This window comes from Janthinobacterium paucivorans (genome assembly GCF_051380805.1).
Classification (GTDB): domain Bacteria; phylum Pseudomonadota; class Gammaproteobacteria; order Burkholderiales; family Burkholderiaceae_D; genus Janthinobacterium; species Janthinobacterium lividum_D.
The window spans coordinates 226,026-242,824 of record NZ_JBNYXR010000006.1 but is presented as its reverse complement, the minus strand read 5'-3'; the positions used below and the strand labels follow the sequence as shown (position 1 = coordinate 242,824).

General features: G+C 60.5%; 15 protein-coding genes. 1 reads left to right on the top strand and 14 read right to left on the bottom strand.

Annotated elements, in window-relative coordinates; genetic code table 11:
- Positions 1-5: 5 nt before the first annotated feature.
- The 10 genes from ACQ4V8_RS10185 to ACQ4V8_RS10140 form a co-directional block, all read right to left on the bottom strand.
- Positions 6-779, bottom strand: a complete 774-nt coding sequence (locus ACQ4V8_RS10185) for a tetratricopeptide repeat protein (RefSeq protein ID WP_010396511.1) — start codon at positions 777-779, stop codon at positions 6-8.
- A gap of 48 nt (positions 780-827) precedes the next feature.
- A complete protein-coding gene (locus ACQ4V8_RS10180) occupies positions 828-1,499 on the bottom strand; it encodes a TetR/AcrR family transcriptional regulator (protein WP_010396509.1) in 672 nt (223 codons plus the stop codon).
- A gap of 137 nt (positions 1,500-1,636) precedes the next feature.
- The gene (locus ACQ4V8_RS10175; protein WP_436571394.1) at positions 1,637-2,254 is read right to left on the bottom strand and encodes a phasin family protein; all 618 of its coding nucleotides are present in this window, start codon (positions 2,252-2,254) and stop codon (positions 1,637-1,639) included.
- Between the two features lie 135 nt (positions 2,255-2,389).
- A complete protein-coding gene (locus tag ACQ4V8_RS10170; RefSeq protein WP_010396504.1) occupies positions 2,390-6,028 on the bottom strand; it encodes an EAL domain-containing protein in 3,639 nt (1,212 codons plus the stop codon).
- A gap of 301 nt (positions 6,029-6,329) precedes the next feature.
- The gene (locus ACQ4V8_RS10165; protein WP_436571393.1) at positions 6,330-7,301 is read right to left on the bottom strand and encodes an esterase/lipase family protein; all 972 of its coding nucleotides are present in this window, start codon (positions 7,299-7,301) and stop codon (positions 6,330-6,332) included.
- The gene (locus ACQ4V8_RS10160; RefSeq protein ID WP_070345428.1) at positions 7,298-8,938 is read right to left on the bottom strand and encodes a GMC family oxidoreductase; all 1,641 of its coding nucleotides are present in this window, start codon (positions 8,936-8,938) and stop codon (positions 7,298-7,300) included. Before ACQ4V8_RS10160 ends, ACQ4V8_RS10165 begins: the two co-directional genes overlap by 4 nt.
- A gap of 10 nt (positions 8,939-8,948) precedes the next feature.
- The gene (locus ACQ4V8_RS10155; protein WP_010396498.1) at positions 8,949-9,473 is read right to left on the bottom strand and encodes a hypothetical protein; all 525 of its coding nucleotides are present in this window, start codon (positions 9,471-9,473) and stop codon (positions 8,949-8,951) included.
- Positions 9,474-9,722: 249 nt separating this feature from the next.
- A complete protein-coding gene (locus ACQ4V8_RS10150; protein ID WP_029496276.1) occupies positions 9,723-10,487 on the bottom strand; it encodes an RNA methyltransferase in 765 nt (254 codons plus the stop codon).
- 339 nt (positions 10,488-10,826) lie between these two features.
- The gene (locus ACQ4V8_RS10145; protein WP_070345429.1) at positions 10,827-11,183 is read right to left on the bottom strand and encodes a MarR family transcriptional regulator; all 357 of its coding nucleotides are present in this window, start codon (positions 11,181-11,183) and stop codon (positions 10,827-10,829) included.
- 81 nt (positions 11,184-11,264) lie between these two features.
- Complete coding sequence (locus ACQ4V8_RS10140; RefSeq protein ID WP_261980691.1) at positions 11,265-11,825, bottom strand: hypothetical protein; 561 nt, start codon at positions 11,823-11,825, stop codon at positions 11,265-11,267.
- A gap of 1,116 nt (positions 11,826-12,941) precedes the next feature.
- Between ACQ4V8_RS10140 and ACQ4V8_RS10135 the strand changes: the two genes are divergently transcribed.
- Entirely contained in the window at positions 12,942-13,724 is a 783-nt protein-coding gene (locus ACQ4V8_RS10135; protein WP_010396489.1) for an inositol monophosphatase family protein, read from the top strand.
- A 65-nt stretch (positions 13,725-13,789) separates the two neighbouring features.
- Here ACQ4V8_RS10135 and ACQ4V8_RS10130 read toward each other — a convergent pair whose 3' ends face one another.
- The 4 genes from ACQ4V8_RS10130 to ACQ4V8_RS10115 form a co-directional block, all read right to left on the bottom strand.
- Positions 13,790-13,948 carry a XapX domain-containing protein gene (locus ACQ4V8_RS10130; protein ID WP_010396486.1) on the bottom strand — a complete coding sequence of 53 codons (159 nt, stop codon included), beginning with the start codon at positions 13,946-13,948 and terminating at the stop codon, positions 13,790-13,792.
- Positions 13,945-14,145 carry a DUF1427 family protein gene (locus ACQ4V8_RS10125; RefSeq protein WP_196856453.1) on the bottom strand — a complete coding sequence of 67 codons (201 nt, stop codon included), beginning with the start codon at positions 14,143-14,145 and terminating at the stop codon, positions 13,945-13,947. The genes ACQ4V8_RS10130 and ACQ4V8_RS10125 overlap by 4 nt, the downstream gene beginning before the upstream one ends.
- Before the next feature lie 9 nt (positions 14,146-14,154).
- Positions 14,155-16,005: an amidohydrolase gene (locus ACQ4V8_RS10120; RefSeq protein ID WP_436571392.1), complete on the bottom strand. Its 1,851-nt coding sequence runs from the start codon at positions 16,003-16,005 to the stop codon at positions 14,155-14,157.
- Positions 16,006-16,090: 85 nt separating this feature from the next.
- Positions 16,091-16,744: a hydrolase gene (locus tag ACQ4V8_RS10115; RefSeq protein ID WP_436571391.1), complete on the bottom strand. Its 654-nt coding sequence runs from the start codon at positions 16,742-16,744 to the stop codon at positions 16,091-16,093.
- Positions 16,745-16,799: the final 55 nt, after the last annotated feature.

Here is a 16,799-nt window from a genome sequence, read left to right as displayed (position 1 = left end):
AATCCTTAATCTTTCAATTCGTCGATAGCCACCTCGATATCGAGGCGTTCCTTGGCGTCCAGTGCGACGCACTGAGCCGCCTTTTCATACAGGGCCAGCGCTTCCGCCAGCTTTTTCTTTCCGTCAAGCATATTCAAGGCGCGCGCATATTCGCTGTGCGCCAGCGCCGAATGCGGCGTCAGGGCCAGCGCCGTCTTGAAGTGCTGATAGCCATCTTCCTTGTTGGCGCCATAGGTGAGGCTGCCGATCATGCTGCCGACCTTATCGATAATTTCCGTATGATAAATTCCAAACGCGATATGCGCTTCCGCATGCATCGGCGCCACCGTCATCGTGCGGTCCAGGCTGTTACGTACGCGCGCGCCCATACCCTGCGCCAAGGCCTTGACGACAGACGTGCCCAGCGCATAGCGGCCCAGACTATAAGCATGCCAGTAGTAGCCGGCCGGGTTATCGGGCTGCTCGCTTTGCTGGCGCTCGCAGCGCTCCGCGACTGCTTCATACATGTCGAGTTTCTGGCTATCTTGCACTTCCAGGTGCGTGGCATAGATACAGGTCGCCTTATGCGCCACCGCATAGCCGGGCACGCCGACGGCCAAGCCCAGCTTCACGGCGCGCTCGAAGTCGCCCGCATGGAAAGCCAGCCAGGCCTGCACCAGCGCCGGGTGCGTGGGAAACGGTTCCACATCGCCCGCATGCAGGCGCGCCCAGGCTGCCTCCAGCGTATGCGGCGTGTAGACATATGCTTCTTCAGGATAGGGAAATTGTTTCCAAGCCATACATGTCTCCTGTAAATAACGACTTGCCGCTTAGCCGCAGCGGCACGCTCAGTCGTTGTTGAGTTTGGTCACATACTCTTCCGAGAGTTTGCGAAACAGCAAATGCGTTTCATTGCGCAGATACGGCCCGATCAGGGACAACACTTGATAGCAGCCGCGCGCCAGCGCATCGGACATCGATTGCTGCTCGCTGTACTTGCGCGGGTTGCGCACATATTCGTACGACAGCCAGTAGGTAGCAACGACCACCATATTTGTCGCCATGGCAGCCACTTCCATGTCCGACGCTTCCAAAGACTGTTCGCTGCGCAAATCTTCGCACAGCTGCGTAGCGACCTTAATTTTGTGCGCCAGGATCAGCTTGAAATGCAATTCCAGCTTGCGGTTGCGCGACAGCAGATCATTAAGGTCGCGATAGAAAAAGCGGTAGCGCCAGATCAGTTCGAACATCAGGTGCAGGTACAGCCAGACATCCTCGATATTCGAGCGGCGCCCGTCAGGCACGGTCAGGATGCGTTCGATTTCCGCCTCGAATTGGACGAAGATCGAATTGACAATGTCGTCCTTGTTGCGGAAGTGGTAGTACAGGTTTCCCGGCGAAATATTCATCTCTTCCGCAATCACGGTCGTCGTGATATTCGGCTCACCAAACTCATTAAACAGACGTAGCGACAACTCCAGGATGCGTTCGCGGGTACGGCGTGGTACTTTTTGTGGCATAACGGGCAATCTCTCTGTGTTCTGCCGCAAGCATACCACCTAAGATAGCTGCAATGAAACACTCTGCCCCACGGCACCGGCGAAAAACGCAGGCAAAAAAAGCCCGCACGCGCCGGCCGGAGCAATGCTGCACCAACTCAGGCGGGCGCTGTTTTTTTCTTCGCCGCCGCTGTCGCAACAGGCTTGCTCACTGGCTTGCTCGTGGGCTTGCTCGTAGACTTGGCTGCGGCGCGCGGTGCGGCCACCGCTGCCAGCTTGGCCGGAGCCCTGGCGACGGCCGCTTTCGGCGCCGCTTTCGGTATGGCTTTCGGCGCCCCCTTCACGGCGGGCTTGGGCACAAGCTTGGACTTGGGCGCCGGCGCGGCCTTGCCCGTCAGCGCTGCCACCTGCGAGCTCAAGGCATCGATCTTGGCGTGCAGTGCGACGATATCGTTTTGCGTCGGCACGCCGATGGTGGCCAGGGCACGCGCCACGCGCTCTTCAAACACCTGTTCCAGCTTGTCCCAGGAGCCGCTGGCCTGCTTGCCCACGCCATCGGCCAGCTTGCTGACGCTATCGCTGACATCGCCCACCTTGTCTTCGGTGCGCCGCTGGAATTGCGAGCCCTCCTTCACCAGCTTGGAAAACACGCGCCCGCCCTCTTCCTGCGCCTTGGCGTAGGCACCGAGGCCCGCTTGCCAAATCTGCTGCGCGGACGAACGCACCGCACTCATCAATTCCTGGTCTTGCGTCAACTCTTTCAATTTCTTCACCATCGCCAGCTCCCGTCATCTGCAAGGCCATGCCACTTCATGGGTGATTTTTATTCTAGTGAGCAAAACTAGAGACGGGCGTCTAATGCGATAGAAAACTGCGTCTCAACGCGCGCCAGCGCACGCAGTGGCAAGCGCCTAGGCCGCCGCTTTCACCGGGCCATGCAGCAGCTTGTGCAAGCGGAAGCCTTCGCGGATATTCTCGCGCAGCACGGCGCCTTTCCAGGGCTTGGTATAGAAACGGTCGACGGCGCCACGGTTGATGGCCGCCATGATGGGCGTCAGGTCGGCAAAAGCCGACAACATGATGCGGAAGGTATCGGGGCACAGGTGCTTGACCCGCTCCATGAATTCGGTGCCGCTCATGAGCGGCATGCACTGGTCGCACAGGATTACCTGCACCTTGAGGCGCGCCAGGATGTCGAAACCCGCGGCGGCGGTCTGCGCCGTCAGGATGCGGTAGCCGTCTTGCGCCAGGAAGTCGCTGAGCACGTCGAGCATGAAGACATCGTCGTCGACGATCAGCAAGGTTTGCTGCTCATCGCTATCGGCATCCTGCGGCGCCTGCAGCAGCTTGCCGGCCATCAACATCTGCTCGAATTCTTCCTGTGGCAAGGGCCGACTGAAATAATAGCCCTGCATCTCGTCGCAGCCATGACGACGCAAATAAGCCAGCTGCGCATCGTTTTCCACGCCTTCTGCGATCACTTCCAGCTTCATGCTGTGCGCCATGCTGATGATGGCCAGCACGATGGCCGCGTCGTCAGGGTTGCTGGTCACTTCACGCACGAAGGCGATGTCGATCTTCAGCTTGTCGATGGGGAAACGCTTCAGGTAGGCCAGGCTGGAATAGCCGGTGCCGAAATCATCGATGGAAATCTGGATGCCGAGCGACTTCAGGTTGCGCAGCACAGCGATGGTTTCCTCGGCGTTCGACATCAGCGAGCTTTCCGTCAGCTCCAGTTCCAGCAGATCGGGCGCGATATCGTACTTGCTGATCGCCTTGAGCACCTCTTCTTCCAGGCCACCGACGAAAAACTGGATGCCCGACACATTCACCGACAGGTGCACAGGACCGAAGCTGCTGGCACCCCACTCGCTGATCTTCTTGCACGCTTCGTCAAGCACCCAGTTACCGACGCGCACGATCAGCCCCGTTTCTTCCAGCAGCGGGATGAACAGGGCCGGCGATACCATGCCATGGCCGGGACGACGCCAGCGTATCAGCGCCTCGGCGCCGCTGACGCGCCCCGAGAGGATGTTCACCTTGGGCTGGAAGAACAAAACGAATTCCCCATTGTCGATGGCACGCCGCAGGGCATTTTCCATGTCCATCCGCGCCATCGATTGCACATTCATTTCCGCCGTGAAGAAGCGGAAGGCGTCGCGCCCGGAATCCTTGGCGCGGTACATGGCCGTGTCGGCATACTGAATCAGGGTGTCGGCATCGACGCCGTCTTCGGGGAACACGGAAATACCGATACTCACCGTCACCGTCACCTCGTGCCCCTGCAAGTCGAAGGGCTTGCGCATCGCTTCGCGGATCTTGTCGACCACGCCCACGGCGTGTTGGGCGCCTTCAGGCAGCACCAGGATGGTGGCGAACTCATCGCCGCCAAAGCGGCCGATGGTATCGCGCACGCGCAGGCAATCGACCAGGCGGCTGGAAAACTGGCGCAGCAGGTCATCACCGATGGCATGGCCCAGGGTGTCGTTGATATTTTTGAAGCGGTCAATGTCCATGAACAGCACGGCCACGGCCCACTGGTGCTCCTGCGCCTGAGACAGCGAATGGGTCAGTGAGGCATAAAAATGGCTGCGGTTCGGCAAGCCCGTCAAGGTATCGAAATGGGCCAGCTTAATCAGGCGCTGCTCGGCATCCTTGCGCTCGGTGATGTCGCGCGCCACGGCCACCAGGATCCAGCTCTGTCCCGAGCGCAGGGTGCGCCGCTGCACTTCCACCGACAGCGGCGAGCCATCCTTGCGATGCAGCTGCAATTCCGTCATCGGGCCGGTCTGGTCGCCCGCCAACAGCTTGCTGTAGAGCTCTTCCAGCTGGATCTCGCCCTCGTTCGCGCCCTTCGGCCCCACGCGCAGGAAATCCTCGCGTTCAAAGCCCAACATGCGGCAGGCAGTCTGGTTGACATCGACGAAGCACATACCGGCGCGGTCAACGAGGAAAATCGCATCGGCCGTGGCATCCATGGCCAGGCGGAAACGGCGCAAGTCTTCATCGAGGCGGATGCGCGCCGCCATGTCCAGGGTCAGCTGCTCGTGATGGCGCTTGATCTCCTCGTACAGCAGCAGGTTGTCATAGGCGACGGCGATCTGCGCCGCCACCGTGGCAGCGACCCGCTCGTCGACTTCCGAAAACTCGTTCGCGCCCAGCTTGTCGACCAGGTACAACCAGCCATGGCTGCGCTCGCGCGAGGCGATGGCAACGCCCAGGAAGGAGTGCACGGGCGGATGCGTGTCGGGCAGTCCCAGCGCGCCAGGGTCACCCTTCAAACCATTCACACGGCAAGGCTGGCGCTGTTCCAGCAAGCGGCTCAGGATACCCGCGCGCGGCGCGCTGGCGATGCACTCAAGGCTTTTCTCGGCGCCGCAGGAGGAAAAATAACTGAGCTTTTCGGCACCCTCTTCGAGTACGCCTATGCAGGCGTACTTGGAGACGCAGATATTCTGCGCCACCTTGCAGCCCGCCTCGATCAAGGCGCGCGGGTCGCGCTCTTCGCCCAGCTTGATGCCCAGCTCGATCAAGGCCGTCAGGCGCAGACTGACCGCCTGCAGGCTCGACAAAGAGCGCGACAGGCGCTCCGTCATGATGCTCAGGTCTTCGGGCATGGCGGCGTGGCCTTCGCGCTGGCTGGCCAACTGCGAAATCTGCTGACTGCTAGACTCGACTTCGTCGAGGTAGCCACTGACCTGGTGCTCGATGTCGGCCAGCTGGCCAGTGGCGAGAGAGGCCGCACCGCCGCCCGCGCCTGGCACAGCGGACACCTGGGGGGACGCCGGCAGCAGTCCCAGCGCCTCGTCGACCGTGCGCAAGATAAGCTCGGGGTCGGACGGCTTGGGCAACACCCAGCGTACGCCGCACGCCTGCGCCAGCAAGATCGCTTCCTGCTCTCGGTACGTGGCAGTATAGAAAATGATGGGCACGTCGCTCAGCGCGGGATCGGCATGCACGCGCGTGACGAATTCGTAACCGTCCATGTTCGGCATGAGGATGTCGGAGATGATCAGGTCCGGCCGCTCGGTGCGCAGCACTTCGAGCGCATCGGCGCCGTTCCCCGCCTGCAGCAGGCGGTGGCCGCCGTAGCCAAGCAGAGCGGTCAGGAATTCACGGTTCAACACATGATCGTCAACGATCAAGATGGTCGCTATGTCGTTTTTAACTGGCGTCGACGGCGCCCCGGGCAAAAAAGATTCCAGCTCCGCCACGAACAGGTCCGGCTCGATCGGCTTGCCGATATACCCATTGAAACCCGCTTCAAGCAGGCGTTCGCGGTCGCCCACCATGGCCAGCGCCGTCACGGCCAGGGCCGGGATCTTGCACAGCAGCGTGTCTTTCTTCAGTTGCGCCACCACGCCATAGCCATCGAGCTTGGGCAAATGCACGTCGCAAATGATCAAGTCCGGCAATTCGCTGCGCGCCATGCGCACGCCTTCTTCGCCGTCATAGGCGGCCAGCGGCGTGTACCCGAAGGCACGCAGCAGGTACGCCATCAATTCCATATTGGTGGCGTTATCTTCGATAATCAGGATACGTGCAGACAATTAGCACCCCCAGGAAAACTGCATAGACTCATTATGTGACTGCCCTCATCATTGCGCTTGTACGGCACCATGCTAATCCTACAATATTTTGCCATACATCGACGCAAAATATCTCACATGCGTATCTGAACGGAACGGCGCATACGGCCTCGGCAATCATTGCTAGTCATCACCTTCGCAATACTAGCTTAATACAGGACACCAGTGGAAAACAGCACTTTCTGGCCCTGGGGCTGTTAAAGCCGGGCAACAGCAGCGTTCAAAGAGAGCGTCTCGCCATGCAGACAAAACACAACAAGATTCAGGAAAAATGGGCGCAAGAAAGGGGCTGCGCGACTTCGTGCTTGGTAGTGATTTCCGCCAAGAGCTGGTGCAGCACGCACGGATCGCTGGCCAGCGCCACATGGCCGATGCCGCCGTAGGCCAGATTGCGCGCACCGGGCAAGTGGGCGGAAGTTTGCGGCGCGACAATATTATCGTGATGCGAATACATCGAGGTGATCAAGGCGCGCAGTTCCGGTGTCTCGCTGGCGGCCAGCTGCACCAGCCAGGCGTGCGGCGCGCCGCCCAGTGCGCCATGACTGCGGCGCATCTGGCATGCATTCGTTCCCGTCGCCAAGTTGGCCAGCACCGTACCGTGGTGCGGCGTGCCGATGGTGATGATGCGCGCCACGCGGGCGGCGCCGTAGCGGCGCAGCCAGGCGCGCGCCACCAAGCCGCCCATGCTGTGGGCAACGATGATGACGCGCTCGCTGCCCGTGCGGACGCACAACGCTTCGACGGCGCGCGCCACTTGCGGTACGACATCCTCGATATCGGCAAATATGGGCTCCAGGTCGACGGCGTCATGCGCGATGCCTGCCCGCGCCAGCTGGCGACTCAGTGGCGTCCAGTAGCCGCGGTTGCAGACATAGCCGTGGATCAGCAGCACCGGCAAACCGCAAGCATCCGTGGCGGCGTCTGGCGCGTGCAGGCGCGGGCGCAGCATGCCCCATGACGAGGTCCACAAGGTAGCGCGCAATTCGCCCAGGAACAGACGCGCGGCGCCCTGTACGCCAAGCTGATACTGCGCTGGCACCGGGCTGCCAAGGCGCCGGCTCAGGCGAAAATTGTATGCCTCGATCAGCGCACGCATGGCCAGCAACATGGTCAGCGCCAGCAGCACGGCGATGCCGGGCGAAGCGATGCCCCAGGCATGCATGAGCAGATAGGCGAACCCCAGCACGGCCAATACCTGCAGCAGCATCAGCCACTTGAGGATGCGCGCGATCATGCCTTCGCTGGGGCGGGCATGGGTACGGGGGCCGGCTTGCCGGTCATCGCTTGCGCCAGGCCGCTGGCCAGGCGCGCCGCTAGCGCATAGATCGTCAGTTGCGGATTGGCGCCGATCGAGGTGGGAAACAACGAACCGTCGTGTACAGACAAGTTGCGCACGCCGTGGTAGCTCCCATCGACACCGGTCACGCCCAAGCGCGCATCGTCCGACATGGTACAGCCGCCCATCACGTGGGCCGACACCACGCGCGTCAGCAGCGCCTTCAATGGCAAGGCATTGATGGCCTGTTTCGCCTGCGCCCAGCTGGTGTAGTGGCTGGCCAGCTCGTGCACGGGATACACGCTTTTCGCACCGGCGGCGAACTGGATTTCGGCCATCGACAACAGCGCGCGCCGCACGCCATCCCACATAAAAGGCGTGAGCGGATAGTCGAGCACGGGCGCGCCGAAACTGTCGATGGACACGCTGCCGCCCACGGAATCGTGGTGAAAACCGTCGCGCAGCAGCGCCAGCAAGCCCTGCACATGGGGGAATTCGCGCATGGTGCGCGCATGTTCATCGCCGAAGCCGCCCATCGTGGTAGCCATCAGCAGCGGATGCAAGGGCGGCGCTTCGAGCTTGTAGCCGATAGCACCGTCGATGGACGCCACGTGCAGGAAATGGTCGGAATAAATCGTCTGCGGCGCGCCCGCATAGGCATCGACGCGCTGAGGGAACAGGCCCGCCGAAATCACCGTCGGATGCAAAAAGGTGCGCCGGCCCAGCAAGCCATGCGGGTCAGGTGCCTGCGAGCGCAACAGCAGTGCCGGCGAGTTGATGGCGCCGCCAGCGAGCACAAAATGCTTCGCCTTGACGCTCAGGCGTACGCCCGTCGGTGCCTGGCCGCTGGCATCGAGCGCGCTCACTTGCAGGCTGTCGATGCGCTCGCCCTTGAAGATGAAACGTTCGGCACGCGCATGCACGAGCAGGCCCGCGCCCAGCGCCAGCGCCGAGGGGATCGTCGTCACCAGCATCGACTGCTTGGCATTGGTCGGGCACCCCATGCCGCAGTAGCCGAGGTTCCAGCAACCGTTCACATTGCGCCGGATGGCTGCCGTGGGGATGCCCAGCGCCGTGGCGCCACGGCGCAATAAGTCGTTGTTTTCGTTCGGTGGCGCGGCCCAGTCGCTCACGTGCAGGCGTTTTTCCATCATGGCGAACCACGGCGCCATCGCATCGACGCCATAGCCTGCCAAGCCAAAGTGCTTGTGCCAGTATTCCAGGGTGCCGGGCGGCGTGCGAAAGCTCGAGGTCCAGTTGACGGTAGTGGAACCGCCGACGGTGCGCCCCTGCAAGATGTTGATGGCCTTGTCGCGCGTCTTGCGCGCGGCCGATTCCTGGTACAAAGTGGGATACGCATCGGCTTCGCGCATCTTGAAGTGTTTCGAAGACTTCAGGCCGCCCTCTTCGACAAGCAAGACTTTCAAGCCGGCCAGCGCGAGGATTTCCGCCGTCACGCCGCCGCCAGCGCCGGTGCCGATGACGACGACGTCCGCTTCGAAGGTGCGCTCGGCGCTCAAGGTGCTGGCGTCGGTGACGTTCCAGCCGCTGGCAACGCCGATGGCGATAGGGTCGGGAATGGGAGATGTGCTCATGATGGCCTTGTCAACTCAATTCAGGCAGCGGTCCCGGGTAGCCGATGGCGGCCCAGTGGGAGGCATCGGCGTACCAAGCGCCAAGGATCAGGTCGTGCAGCGCCAGATAAGCCGTCTGCAGGGTGGCCAGGCGGTGCGTGCGCCACGCCTGCAGGAAGGCGGCGACTTGGGCCGGGTCGGCCCCGGGCCAGCCTTGGTCAACGCCGGCGACGAAACGCCGTGCGGGCGCCAGCGCCAGCAAACCAAACAGGTCTTGCACTTCCTGCTGCGCCGCCAGGGGCAGGCCATGAATGGCCGTGTCCACGCCGGCGATGGCGCCATCGAGGGCCTTGCTGCGCGCAGCGCCGGCCGGTGGCAAGGCCTCGCCCAGCATGGCCGGCACGATGGCCGTCAGCGCCGCACGCGCCTCGCCATCGAGCACGAAGCGGCCCGGCGGCGCAGGCCCCCGCAGCGCACGGTATGCGGCGCCGCCGACGGCCAGCGCGCAGGCGCCGAGCACGCCCAATTTCAGAAACGATCTGCGTCGCATCAGCATGTCTCCACCACTTTGTCTCCCCTTGTTTTGTACAGCCTTTTGCAAACCAGTGTACGCCAAAGGAAGTGCTTGCCTGCACGCAAAACTTAGAGCACCGCATCTATTTTTTCGACTGAAAGCATCGGCCATGCGCGCCTTCGAGCCAGGCGATGGCCTGCGGCGGAGACGGCTGCGCGGCGCGAACTGGGCGCCTTGGAGATGGCGAGCAAGCGAGCAATGGAATGCACTGGCGCGGCCGCCAGATCTCGATCAGGATGCTTTTTTGGCCATTGCCAGGATATGGCGCGCGATGCCGCGCAGGATGTTGACTTCTTCCGTCTCCAGTCCCGTGCGCGAAAACAGGCGTTTCAAGCGGGGCATGAGTTTTTTCGGGTTGTCGGCATCGAGGAAATCGATGGCCACCAGCGCCTGCTGCAAGTGATCGTACATGCCGTCGACCTGCGCCAGGCTGGCCGCGTCGCCATGGAAACCGACGGCACTGGCGATCTGCCCGTCGCCAAGAGCGGCCACGCGACATTCATAGGCGACGACTTGCGCCGCCTGCGACAGATTGAGCGATGAATACTCGGCATTGGCGGGTATATTGATCAGCACATTGCACTGCTCGACGATCTCGTTGGGCAAGCCGAAGCGCTCATTGCCGAAGATGACGGCGGCATGCAGGTCAGCGCTGGCGACGAGCTGCGCCGCAATGGCGCGCGGGGCCGTGACGGGCGGAGAAAATTCGCGCAGGCGGGCCGAGACGGCGGCCGCGTAATTGCAGCCTTCGAGCGCTTCGGCAATCGAGCCGACAATGCGCGCGCCAGACAATATATCCTGCGCGCCACTGGCGAAGGCCACCGCTTCGGCATCCGTCAAGGCATCGGGAAAACGCGGGTTGACCAGCACCAGATCGGAAAACCCCATCGTTTTCATGGCGCGCGCGACGCCGCCAATGTTACCAGGACGACTAGTTTCTACAAGAATAAATCGCAGGCGTTTGAAAAGAGACGTGTTGGTTTCAGGCAGATTCATTTAAGGGGCACATTGTGCAGTATCAATAAACAAGGGGATGACAGCGAATTGACCGCTACTTTGCCCCACAAGGCTCGATTTTACCCCGTACTCGCCTGTGCAGCCGCACTTGTTCCTAATTTTTAAAATTGTATTTTATTTAATTTTTTTGATCTTTCATGCCAGAGCGACAGGATCACCATCGTCTGGAGCCAGAACCGCATCAAGGTCTCGCTCAGCCATTTCACCCGCCGCACTTTTCGATATTGCCAGGCTGACGTCAACCATCACATGCCGCTATAAATTACAAAACAATTTAGACGACAATGCTGTTGGTCTCCTTGTTGCTCTCCTTGTTGCTCAAGCGAGTTTTGTCGCCTGCTGCAGGCACTTGGAGAGCTTGTCAAAATGCAGTAACGCAGCCTGCGTAAGCTCGATTTGCTTGCGGCGCGCGTCGTCGGTGTCGGACAGCATGATCCAGCCCTTCTCGCGCATGGAGGTCAGCCGACTGTGCAGTGTCGCCGGTGAGCCTAACTCTTTTTTTCCCATCATGTCGCGTACGGAGAGCCGCTGCTGCTCCTGTCCGGCACGCGCAATGATACCCAAAATACGCTCTTCCAAGGGATCGAGCGACGGCAGGGATGGCAAACCACGTAATGCCTCTGCTAATTGCAGGAAGCGCATATAGATGTCGGCGGGGCGTTTAGGAGTTGTCATGGCGCGGTTGTAAACTACTGTGTAATTGTCGGCTCAAGCGACAGTCTTTACTGCTATAAATTCTAGCACGCAAATGACTGATCAACGAGAATACGCAGGCGGGGGCAATAGCGCAAGCACGCCTTTGGCCGTGTACACCACGATCAATGTCCCCATTAAGTCACCGACAAACATCACGGCAAAGCCACTCATCAAGTGAGGGTCATCACGTATGGCAAACCAGAGGTGGTGCAATAGCGGACTCGCAAGCGAGCAGCCGACGGCGCACAGCAACAGCCGCTGAGGCGTCAGGTTCGTCAACGAAGCGCGTAAGCCCAATCGCTCTTGCGCGATCACGTAGACCAGATAAGGGCCAATGGCCCCCGCAATCGCGCCCATCGTCGCTCGCAACGGATCGCCTGGAAAGTAGTACCAGTAGCAGGCGAACCATCCGGTGATCAGCAAGCCAACCGCGCCCGACCTGCCGAACAGCAGCGTGCACAAGAGGCGCGTACCGGCGGGCAAATAAATCCACCCGATGCCTTTCAGGAATTGTGCTCTCGCAAAGAAGAGTTCGTTCGCCAACATCATCAGCCCATGCATAATGATCGTAGCGAGTATCAAGTACAGATTCATGCGCATGGGGGAGATAGGCTGTTTCATGTTCGATATACTCGATGTCGCACGCGTGCGGACATTGTAAATGAGAAACACTTGGCACAACTAGGCAATCACTGTTTTGACGCGTACCGCCTGCCAGACTGCCTGAAAAGCGTTACTGCAAAGGCTTTTCAACAAAATGACTTGGCCGTTGGCCCTCCATGCTGCCAACAACTGTCGCCCAATGTCGGTGTACCCGACACCCGCCGTCTGAACACGCCCCAAAGTATGCGCTGTGAGATGCAGTGAGCCAGAGGTCTGGCTTAAGGCTTCATATCAACCGTCGAATAAATGGTAGCAATCAAGCAATTTTGCGCGGCAACTGCTATAATTTTTGTATCAATATATTAGTCACCCCTGTCCGGTAACTAACTGGCGCACCCAAGACATGATGGCCGTCCGGCCGAACCGTGCACATTGCAATTAACTTGAGTCGAGCAAATGAAGAAAGCGCCTATCGTATTGATGCAGACAACAGTCGGGAATGGCGGTGATTGTGACACGTGCGGTATGAGAAAAATGTATGCCCAGCTTCGGCTTAACTTGGCCATGGAGCGTTTCCTTAACGCGAGAAGTCGGCAAGAAAAAGGACAGGCGGCGCGATGGGTCGTCGCCTGGAACGGCCAACTCGTGCAACCGGCAAGCAAGTCGCCGCGCCCTGAGGAAAAATTGCCTGCACAGCGATATAAATCGTGACATATTCAATTTAAAAATTCACATTTCTGCGCATTTTCTGCGCATTTTCTACATACGATGCGACGAATGACGTGAAAGCTGCATCGGCAAAGGCGTTCCATTGTATAACGCTTAAGTCAGCGTTTTCATGGCGCGTACAACGCCGCTAATGTTGCCAGGACGACTAGCTTCAGCAAGAATAAATCGCAGACGCTTGAAAAGAGACGTGTTGGTTTCCGGTAGATTCATTTAAAATAGCGCTATTGCGCGGTATCGATACAGAAAATTTCGGGAAACGGAGTCACAAAACGCTGACGCCGGGCCGGGATTTTAAGCAGTTCGACACCGCTCCGCTCTTTAATTCATTCTTGCACTCTATCGTACCGGCGCCGAAAGGCGACGCTGGGCGGTCGCGTGCTTTTAACGGAAGCTCACATGCACCCAATGCTCAACACGGCGATCAAAGCCGCCCGCCGCGGCGCCGCCGTCATCAACCGCGCCTCTTTTGACCTCGACCGCGTCGTCGTCACGGAAAAACAACATAACGATTTCGTCACCGACGTCGACCAGGCGGCCGAACAAGCCATCATCGAGGTGCTGTCCAAAGCCTACCCGGACCACGCGTTCCTGGCTGAGGAATCGGGAGCTTCCGCCAATAGCCATGACGAGAATGAATTTCAATGGATCATCGACCCGATCGATGGCACCACCAACTTTATCCACGGCTTCCCGCAGTACTGCATCTCGATCGCGCTCGCGCATCGCGGCGTCGTCACGCAAGCCGTCATCTACGACCCGGTACGCAACGACCTGTTTACAGCCACCAAGGGCGCCGGCGCCTACCTGAATGAAAAACGCATCCGCGTCACCAAGCTGGACCGCATCTCGAACGCCCTGCTGGGCACCGGCTACGTGGCAGGCAGCGCCCGCGCACTCGATGAATACCTGAAGATGTACGCGATCATGGGTGAACGCAGCCAGGGCGTACGTCGCGCCGGCTCGGCCGCGCTGGACCTGGCTTACGTCGCTTGCGGTCGCCTCGATGGCTTCTACGAAAAAGGCTTGAAGCCCTGGGATATCGCTGCCGGCGCCCTGATGATCACGGAATCGGGCGGTATCGTCGGTGAATTTTCCGGCGAATCGGACTACCTGTACAAGGGTGACGTGATTGCCGCCAGCCCGAAGATCTTTGGCCAGATGATTACCTTGCTGACGCCTTTCGCGTAAGGTTAAGCATCGGCGTCGCGCACGCGGCATACTGAAAAAACCGGCCTAGGCCGGTTTTTTTACGTTCAGGGACTGACATGCCCGGCCACGACAAAGCCCAAAGTCATGGCCACCACCATCGCCGCGCCTGTCGGCGTGGGTGGCGTGGGCGATGGCAGGTCGAACCGGCGACACACGACGCCCACCAGCACGCCGAGCACGGCGCCGGCCAGCATGACGTTCATGGCGCCTCCCGCTGCGCTTGTGCTGGTGCGCGGCGCTCAAGGTACAGGCCCGTCAGCCAATAGCCGCAGCTAGTCAGAAACACCAGCAGCGCAGCGCCCAGCACTGGCGGCGCCGGCACGGGGATGTGCGCCAACTGGCAGACGAAGCCCACGACAAAGGCCAGCAGCAGCCCCAAAATCACTTTTTTGTATTGCATGAAGTTCCCCTAGAAAGCGAAGCAGCTGCACCCGAGCGCGCCCCAAAAGCCGGAAAAATCGGAAATCGGCACGACCGACTTGCGCGCCCGGTCGTGCGCATGCGCATGCACGCCGCAGGCGCCCGCGCACTGGTGCGGCAGCAACGCTTGCGCCGGCGTGGCCGCAGCACGGTAATGGCCCGGCACGGTGCGCACGGGCGACCATTCGGGCAACACGGGAATCGAAGGCGGCGCCAGCGAAGAAAATGGCCCCTGGCCATAGACGATTTTGCCGCCCACCACGGTCAGCACGGATTCGATGGACTTGATCGCCTCTTCCGACACCATGAAATAATCGGCCGACAATACGGCCAGGTCGGCCAGCATGCCCTCGCGGATGCGTCCCTTCTTGCCCTGCTCGCTGGAAAACCAGGCACTGCCCGCCGTCCACAGCTCCAGCGCCGTGTCGCGCGACAATCTGCCCGCTGCATCCGTCAGGGCCAGGCCGCCCACGGTGCGCCCCGATACCAGCCAGTACAGCGCCGTCCAGGGGTTATAGCTGGCGACCCTGGTGGCATCGGTGCCGCCGCCCACGGGCACGCCCGCGTCCAGCATGCGCTGCACGGGCGGCGTAGCCCTGGCAGCGTGGGCGCCGTAGCGCTCGACAAAATACTCGCCCTGGAAAGCCATGCGGTGCTGGATGGCCAGGCCGCCACCCAGCGCCTTGACGCGGTCGATATTTTTCAGGCTGATGGTTTCCGCGTGGTCGAACAGCCAGTGCAAGCCGGCGAACGGCGTATCGCGGTTAACCTTTTCGAACACGTCGAGCATGCGGCTGATCGATTCGTCATAGGTGGCATGCAGGCGAAATGGCCAGCGCTGCTCGACCAGGTGGCGCACGACCTTTTCCAGCTCGTCTTCCATGCCAGCGGCCAGTTCGGGGCGCGGCTCGATGAAATCCTCGAAGTCGGCGGCGGAAAACACCAGCATTTCGCCGGCGCCGTTGTGGCGCAAGAAGTCCGTGCCGTCGCCCGGTTTCAGCATGCCGGTCCACTTCTGAAAGTCTTGCAGCTCGGCGCCCTTGTTTTGCGTAAACAGGTTGTAGGCGATGCGGATGGTCAGTTGCTCTTTTTTCGCCAGTTCATCGACGACGGCGTAATCCTCGGGATAATTCTGGAAGCCACCACCGGCGTCGATAGCGCTGGTGATGCCCAGGCGGTTCAGTTCGCGCATGAACTGGCGCGTGGAATTGACTTGCAATTGCAGCGGCAACTTGGGGCCTTTCGCCAGGGTCGCATATAAAATCATGGCGTTGGGCCGGGCGATCAGCAAGCCCGTGGGGTTGCCGGCTGCGTCGCGCACGATCTCGCCGCCTGGCGGGTTCGGCGTATTTTTATCGTAGCCGACGGCGCGCAAGGCGGCGCGGTTCAGCAGGGCGCGGTCGTACAGATGCAGGATGAAGACGGGCGTGTCGGGCGCGGCGGCGTTGATTTCATCCAGGGTCGGCATGCGTTTTTCCGCAAACTGGAATTCGGTCCAGCCGCCCACCACGCGCACCCATTGCGGGTTCGGCGTGCGCAGCGCCTGTTCTTTCAGCATGCGCAAGGCGTCGGCCAGCGAGGGCACGCCTTCCCAGCGCAATTCGAGGTTATAGTTCAAGCCGCCGCGTATCAGGTGCAAATGCGAGTCGTTCAGGCCGGGAATGACCGTGCGGCCGTGCAGGTCGATCACCTGCGTGGCCGGGCCGCGATGGCGCATCACGTCTTCAAGGTCGCCCACGGCGAGAAATTTGCCGTCGGCGATGGCAACGGCGGACGCCAGCGGCTGCGTCCTGTCGACCGTGTGGAAACGGCCATTGTGTAAAATCATGCTTGCGCTCATGCTAAATCTCCGAAATCAGATGCTAAAACTTGCCCCGCCGGCAAGCGGCGGGGACAAATCATGTCTATGAGCAATTAAGGAGCCATCAATGGCCTTCGCTGGCGTTGAACATGGATTTGGCGTAGATTAAGCCCAGGCCATAGCCGCCGCCGTGCGCCACGGCCGTCGCCACCGTCTCGTTGTAGGTGTCGCTGCGGGCCCAGTCACGCTGCAGTTCGAGCAAGTATTGCACCGACGTCATCGGCTGCGCACCCGCCTGCAGCATGCGCTGCATGGCCATCGCATGCGCTTCGTCGGACACGTCGCCGCTGGCGTCGGCGATCACATACACCTCGAATCCCTGTTCCAGCGCCGACAGCGCGGGACCCACGATGCAAACAGACGTCCACAGGCCGGCCAGCACGATCTTGCCCTTGGCGTAGCCATTCACCTTGTCGGCGATGCGCGCATCTTCCCAAGTATTCATGGTCGTGCGGTCGATCGGTGCCTGTGCGGGGAAGACCGTCTGGATTTCATCAAAGATAGGGCCGGAGAACGATTTGGCGGCCACGGTGGTGAGGATCGTCGGCACCTTGAATTGCGCCGCCGCCTTGGCCACCAGAGCCGCATTGTTGCGCAGCAGGGCCAGGTCGATGGAGCGGGTAGCGAACGCCATCTGCGACTGGTGATCGATCATGATCAGGGTATGATCATTTGGCGTCAGCAGTTTTTGTGCAGCTTGGGCGGTAGCGATAGGCATGATGTTTTCCTTTGTGAAAATAATTGAATATATAAAATGTATTACTTTCGTGGCG

Excerpts from the sequence above, each read along its gene's own strand:
- ACQ4V8_RS10185 (WP_010396511.1), bottom strand. The coding sequence starts at position 779 with ATGGCTTGGAAACAATTTCCCTATCCTGAAGAAGCATATGTCTACACG.
- ACQ4V8_RS10150 (WP_029496276.1), bottom strand. The coding sequence starts at position 10,487 with ATGAATCTGCCTGAAACCAACACGTCTCTTTTCAAACGCCTGCGATTT.
- ACQ4V8_RS10145 (WP_070345429.1), bottom strand. The coding sequence starts at position 11,183 with ATGACAACTCCTAAACGCCCCGCCGACATCTATATGCGCTTCCTGCAA.
- ACQ4V8_RS10180 (WP_010396509.1), bottom strand. The coding sequence starts at position 1,499 with ATGCCACAAAAAGTACCACGCCGTACCCGCGAACGCATCCTGGAGTTG.
- ACQ4V8_RS10175 (WP_436571394.1), bottom strand. The coding sequence starts at position 2,254 with ATGGTGAAGAAATTGAAAGAGTTGACGCAAGACCAGGAATTGATGAGT.
- ACQ4V8_RS10135 (WP_010396489.1), top strand. The coding sequence starts at position 12,942 with ATGCTCAACACGGCGATCAAAGCCGCCCGCCGCGGCGCCGCCGTCATC.
- ACQ4V8_RS10140 (WP_261980691.1), bottom strand. The coding sequence starts at position 11,825 with ATGAAACAGCCTATCTCCCCCATGCGCATGAATCTGTACTTGATACTC.
- ACQ4V8_RS10130 (WP_010396486.1), bottom strand. The coding sequence starts at position 13,948 with ATGAACGTCATGCTGGCCGGCGCCGTGCTCGGCGTGCTGGTGGGCGTC.
- ACQ4V8_RS10125 (WP_196856453.1), bottom strand. The coding sequence starts at position 14,145 with ATGCAATACAAAAAAGTGATTTTGGGGCTGCTGCTGGCCTTTGTCGTG.
- ACQ4V8_RS10115 (WP_436571391.1), bottom strand. The coding sequence starts at position 16,744 with ATGCCTATCGCTACCGCCCAAGCTGCACAAAAACTGCTGACGCCAAAT.
- ACQ4V8_RS10120 (WP_436571392.1), bottom strand. The coding sequence starts at position 16,005 with ATGAGCGCAAGCATGATTTTACACAATGGCCGTTTCCACACGGTCGAC.
- ACQ4V8_RS10155 (WP_010396498.1), bottom strand. The coding sequence starts at position 9,473 with ATGCTGATGCGACGCAGATCGTTTCTGAAATTGGGCGTGCTCGGCGCC.
- ACQ4V8_RS10160 (WP_070345428.1), bottom strand. The coding sequence starts at position 8,938 with ATGAGCACATCTCCCATTCCCGACCCTATCGCCATCGGCGTTGCCAGC.
- ACQ4V8_RS10165 (WP_436571393.1), bottom strand. The coding sequence starts at position 7,301 with ATGATCGCGCGCATCCTCAAGTGGCTGATGCTGCTGCAGGTATTGGCC.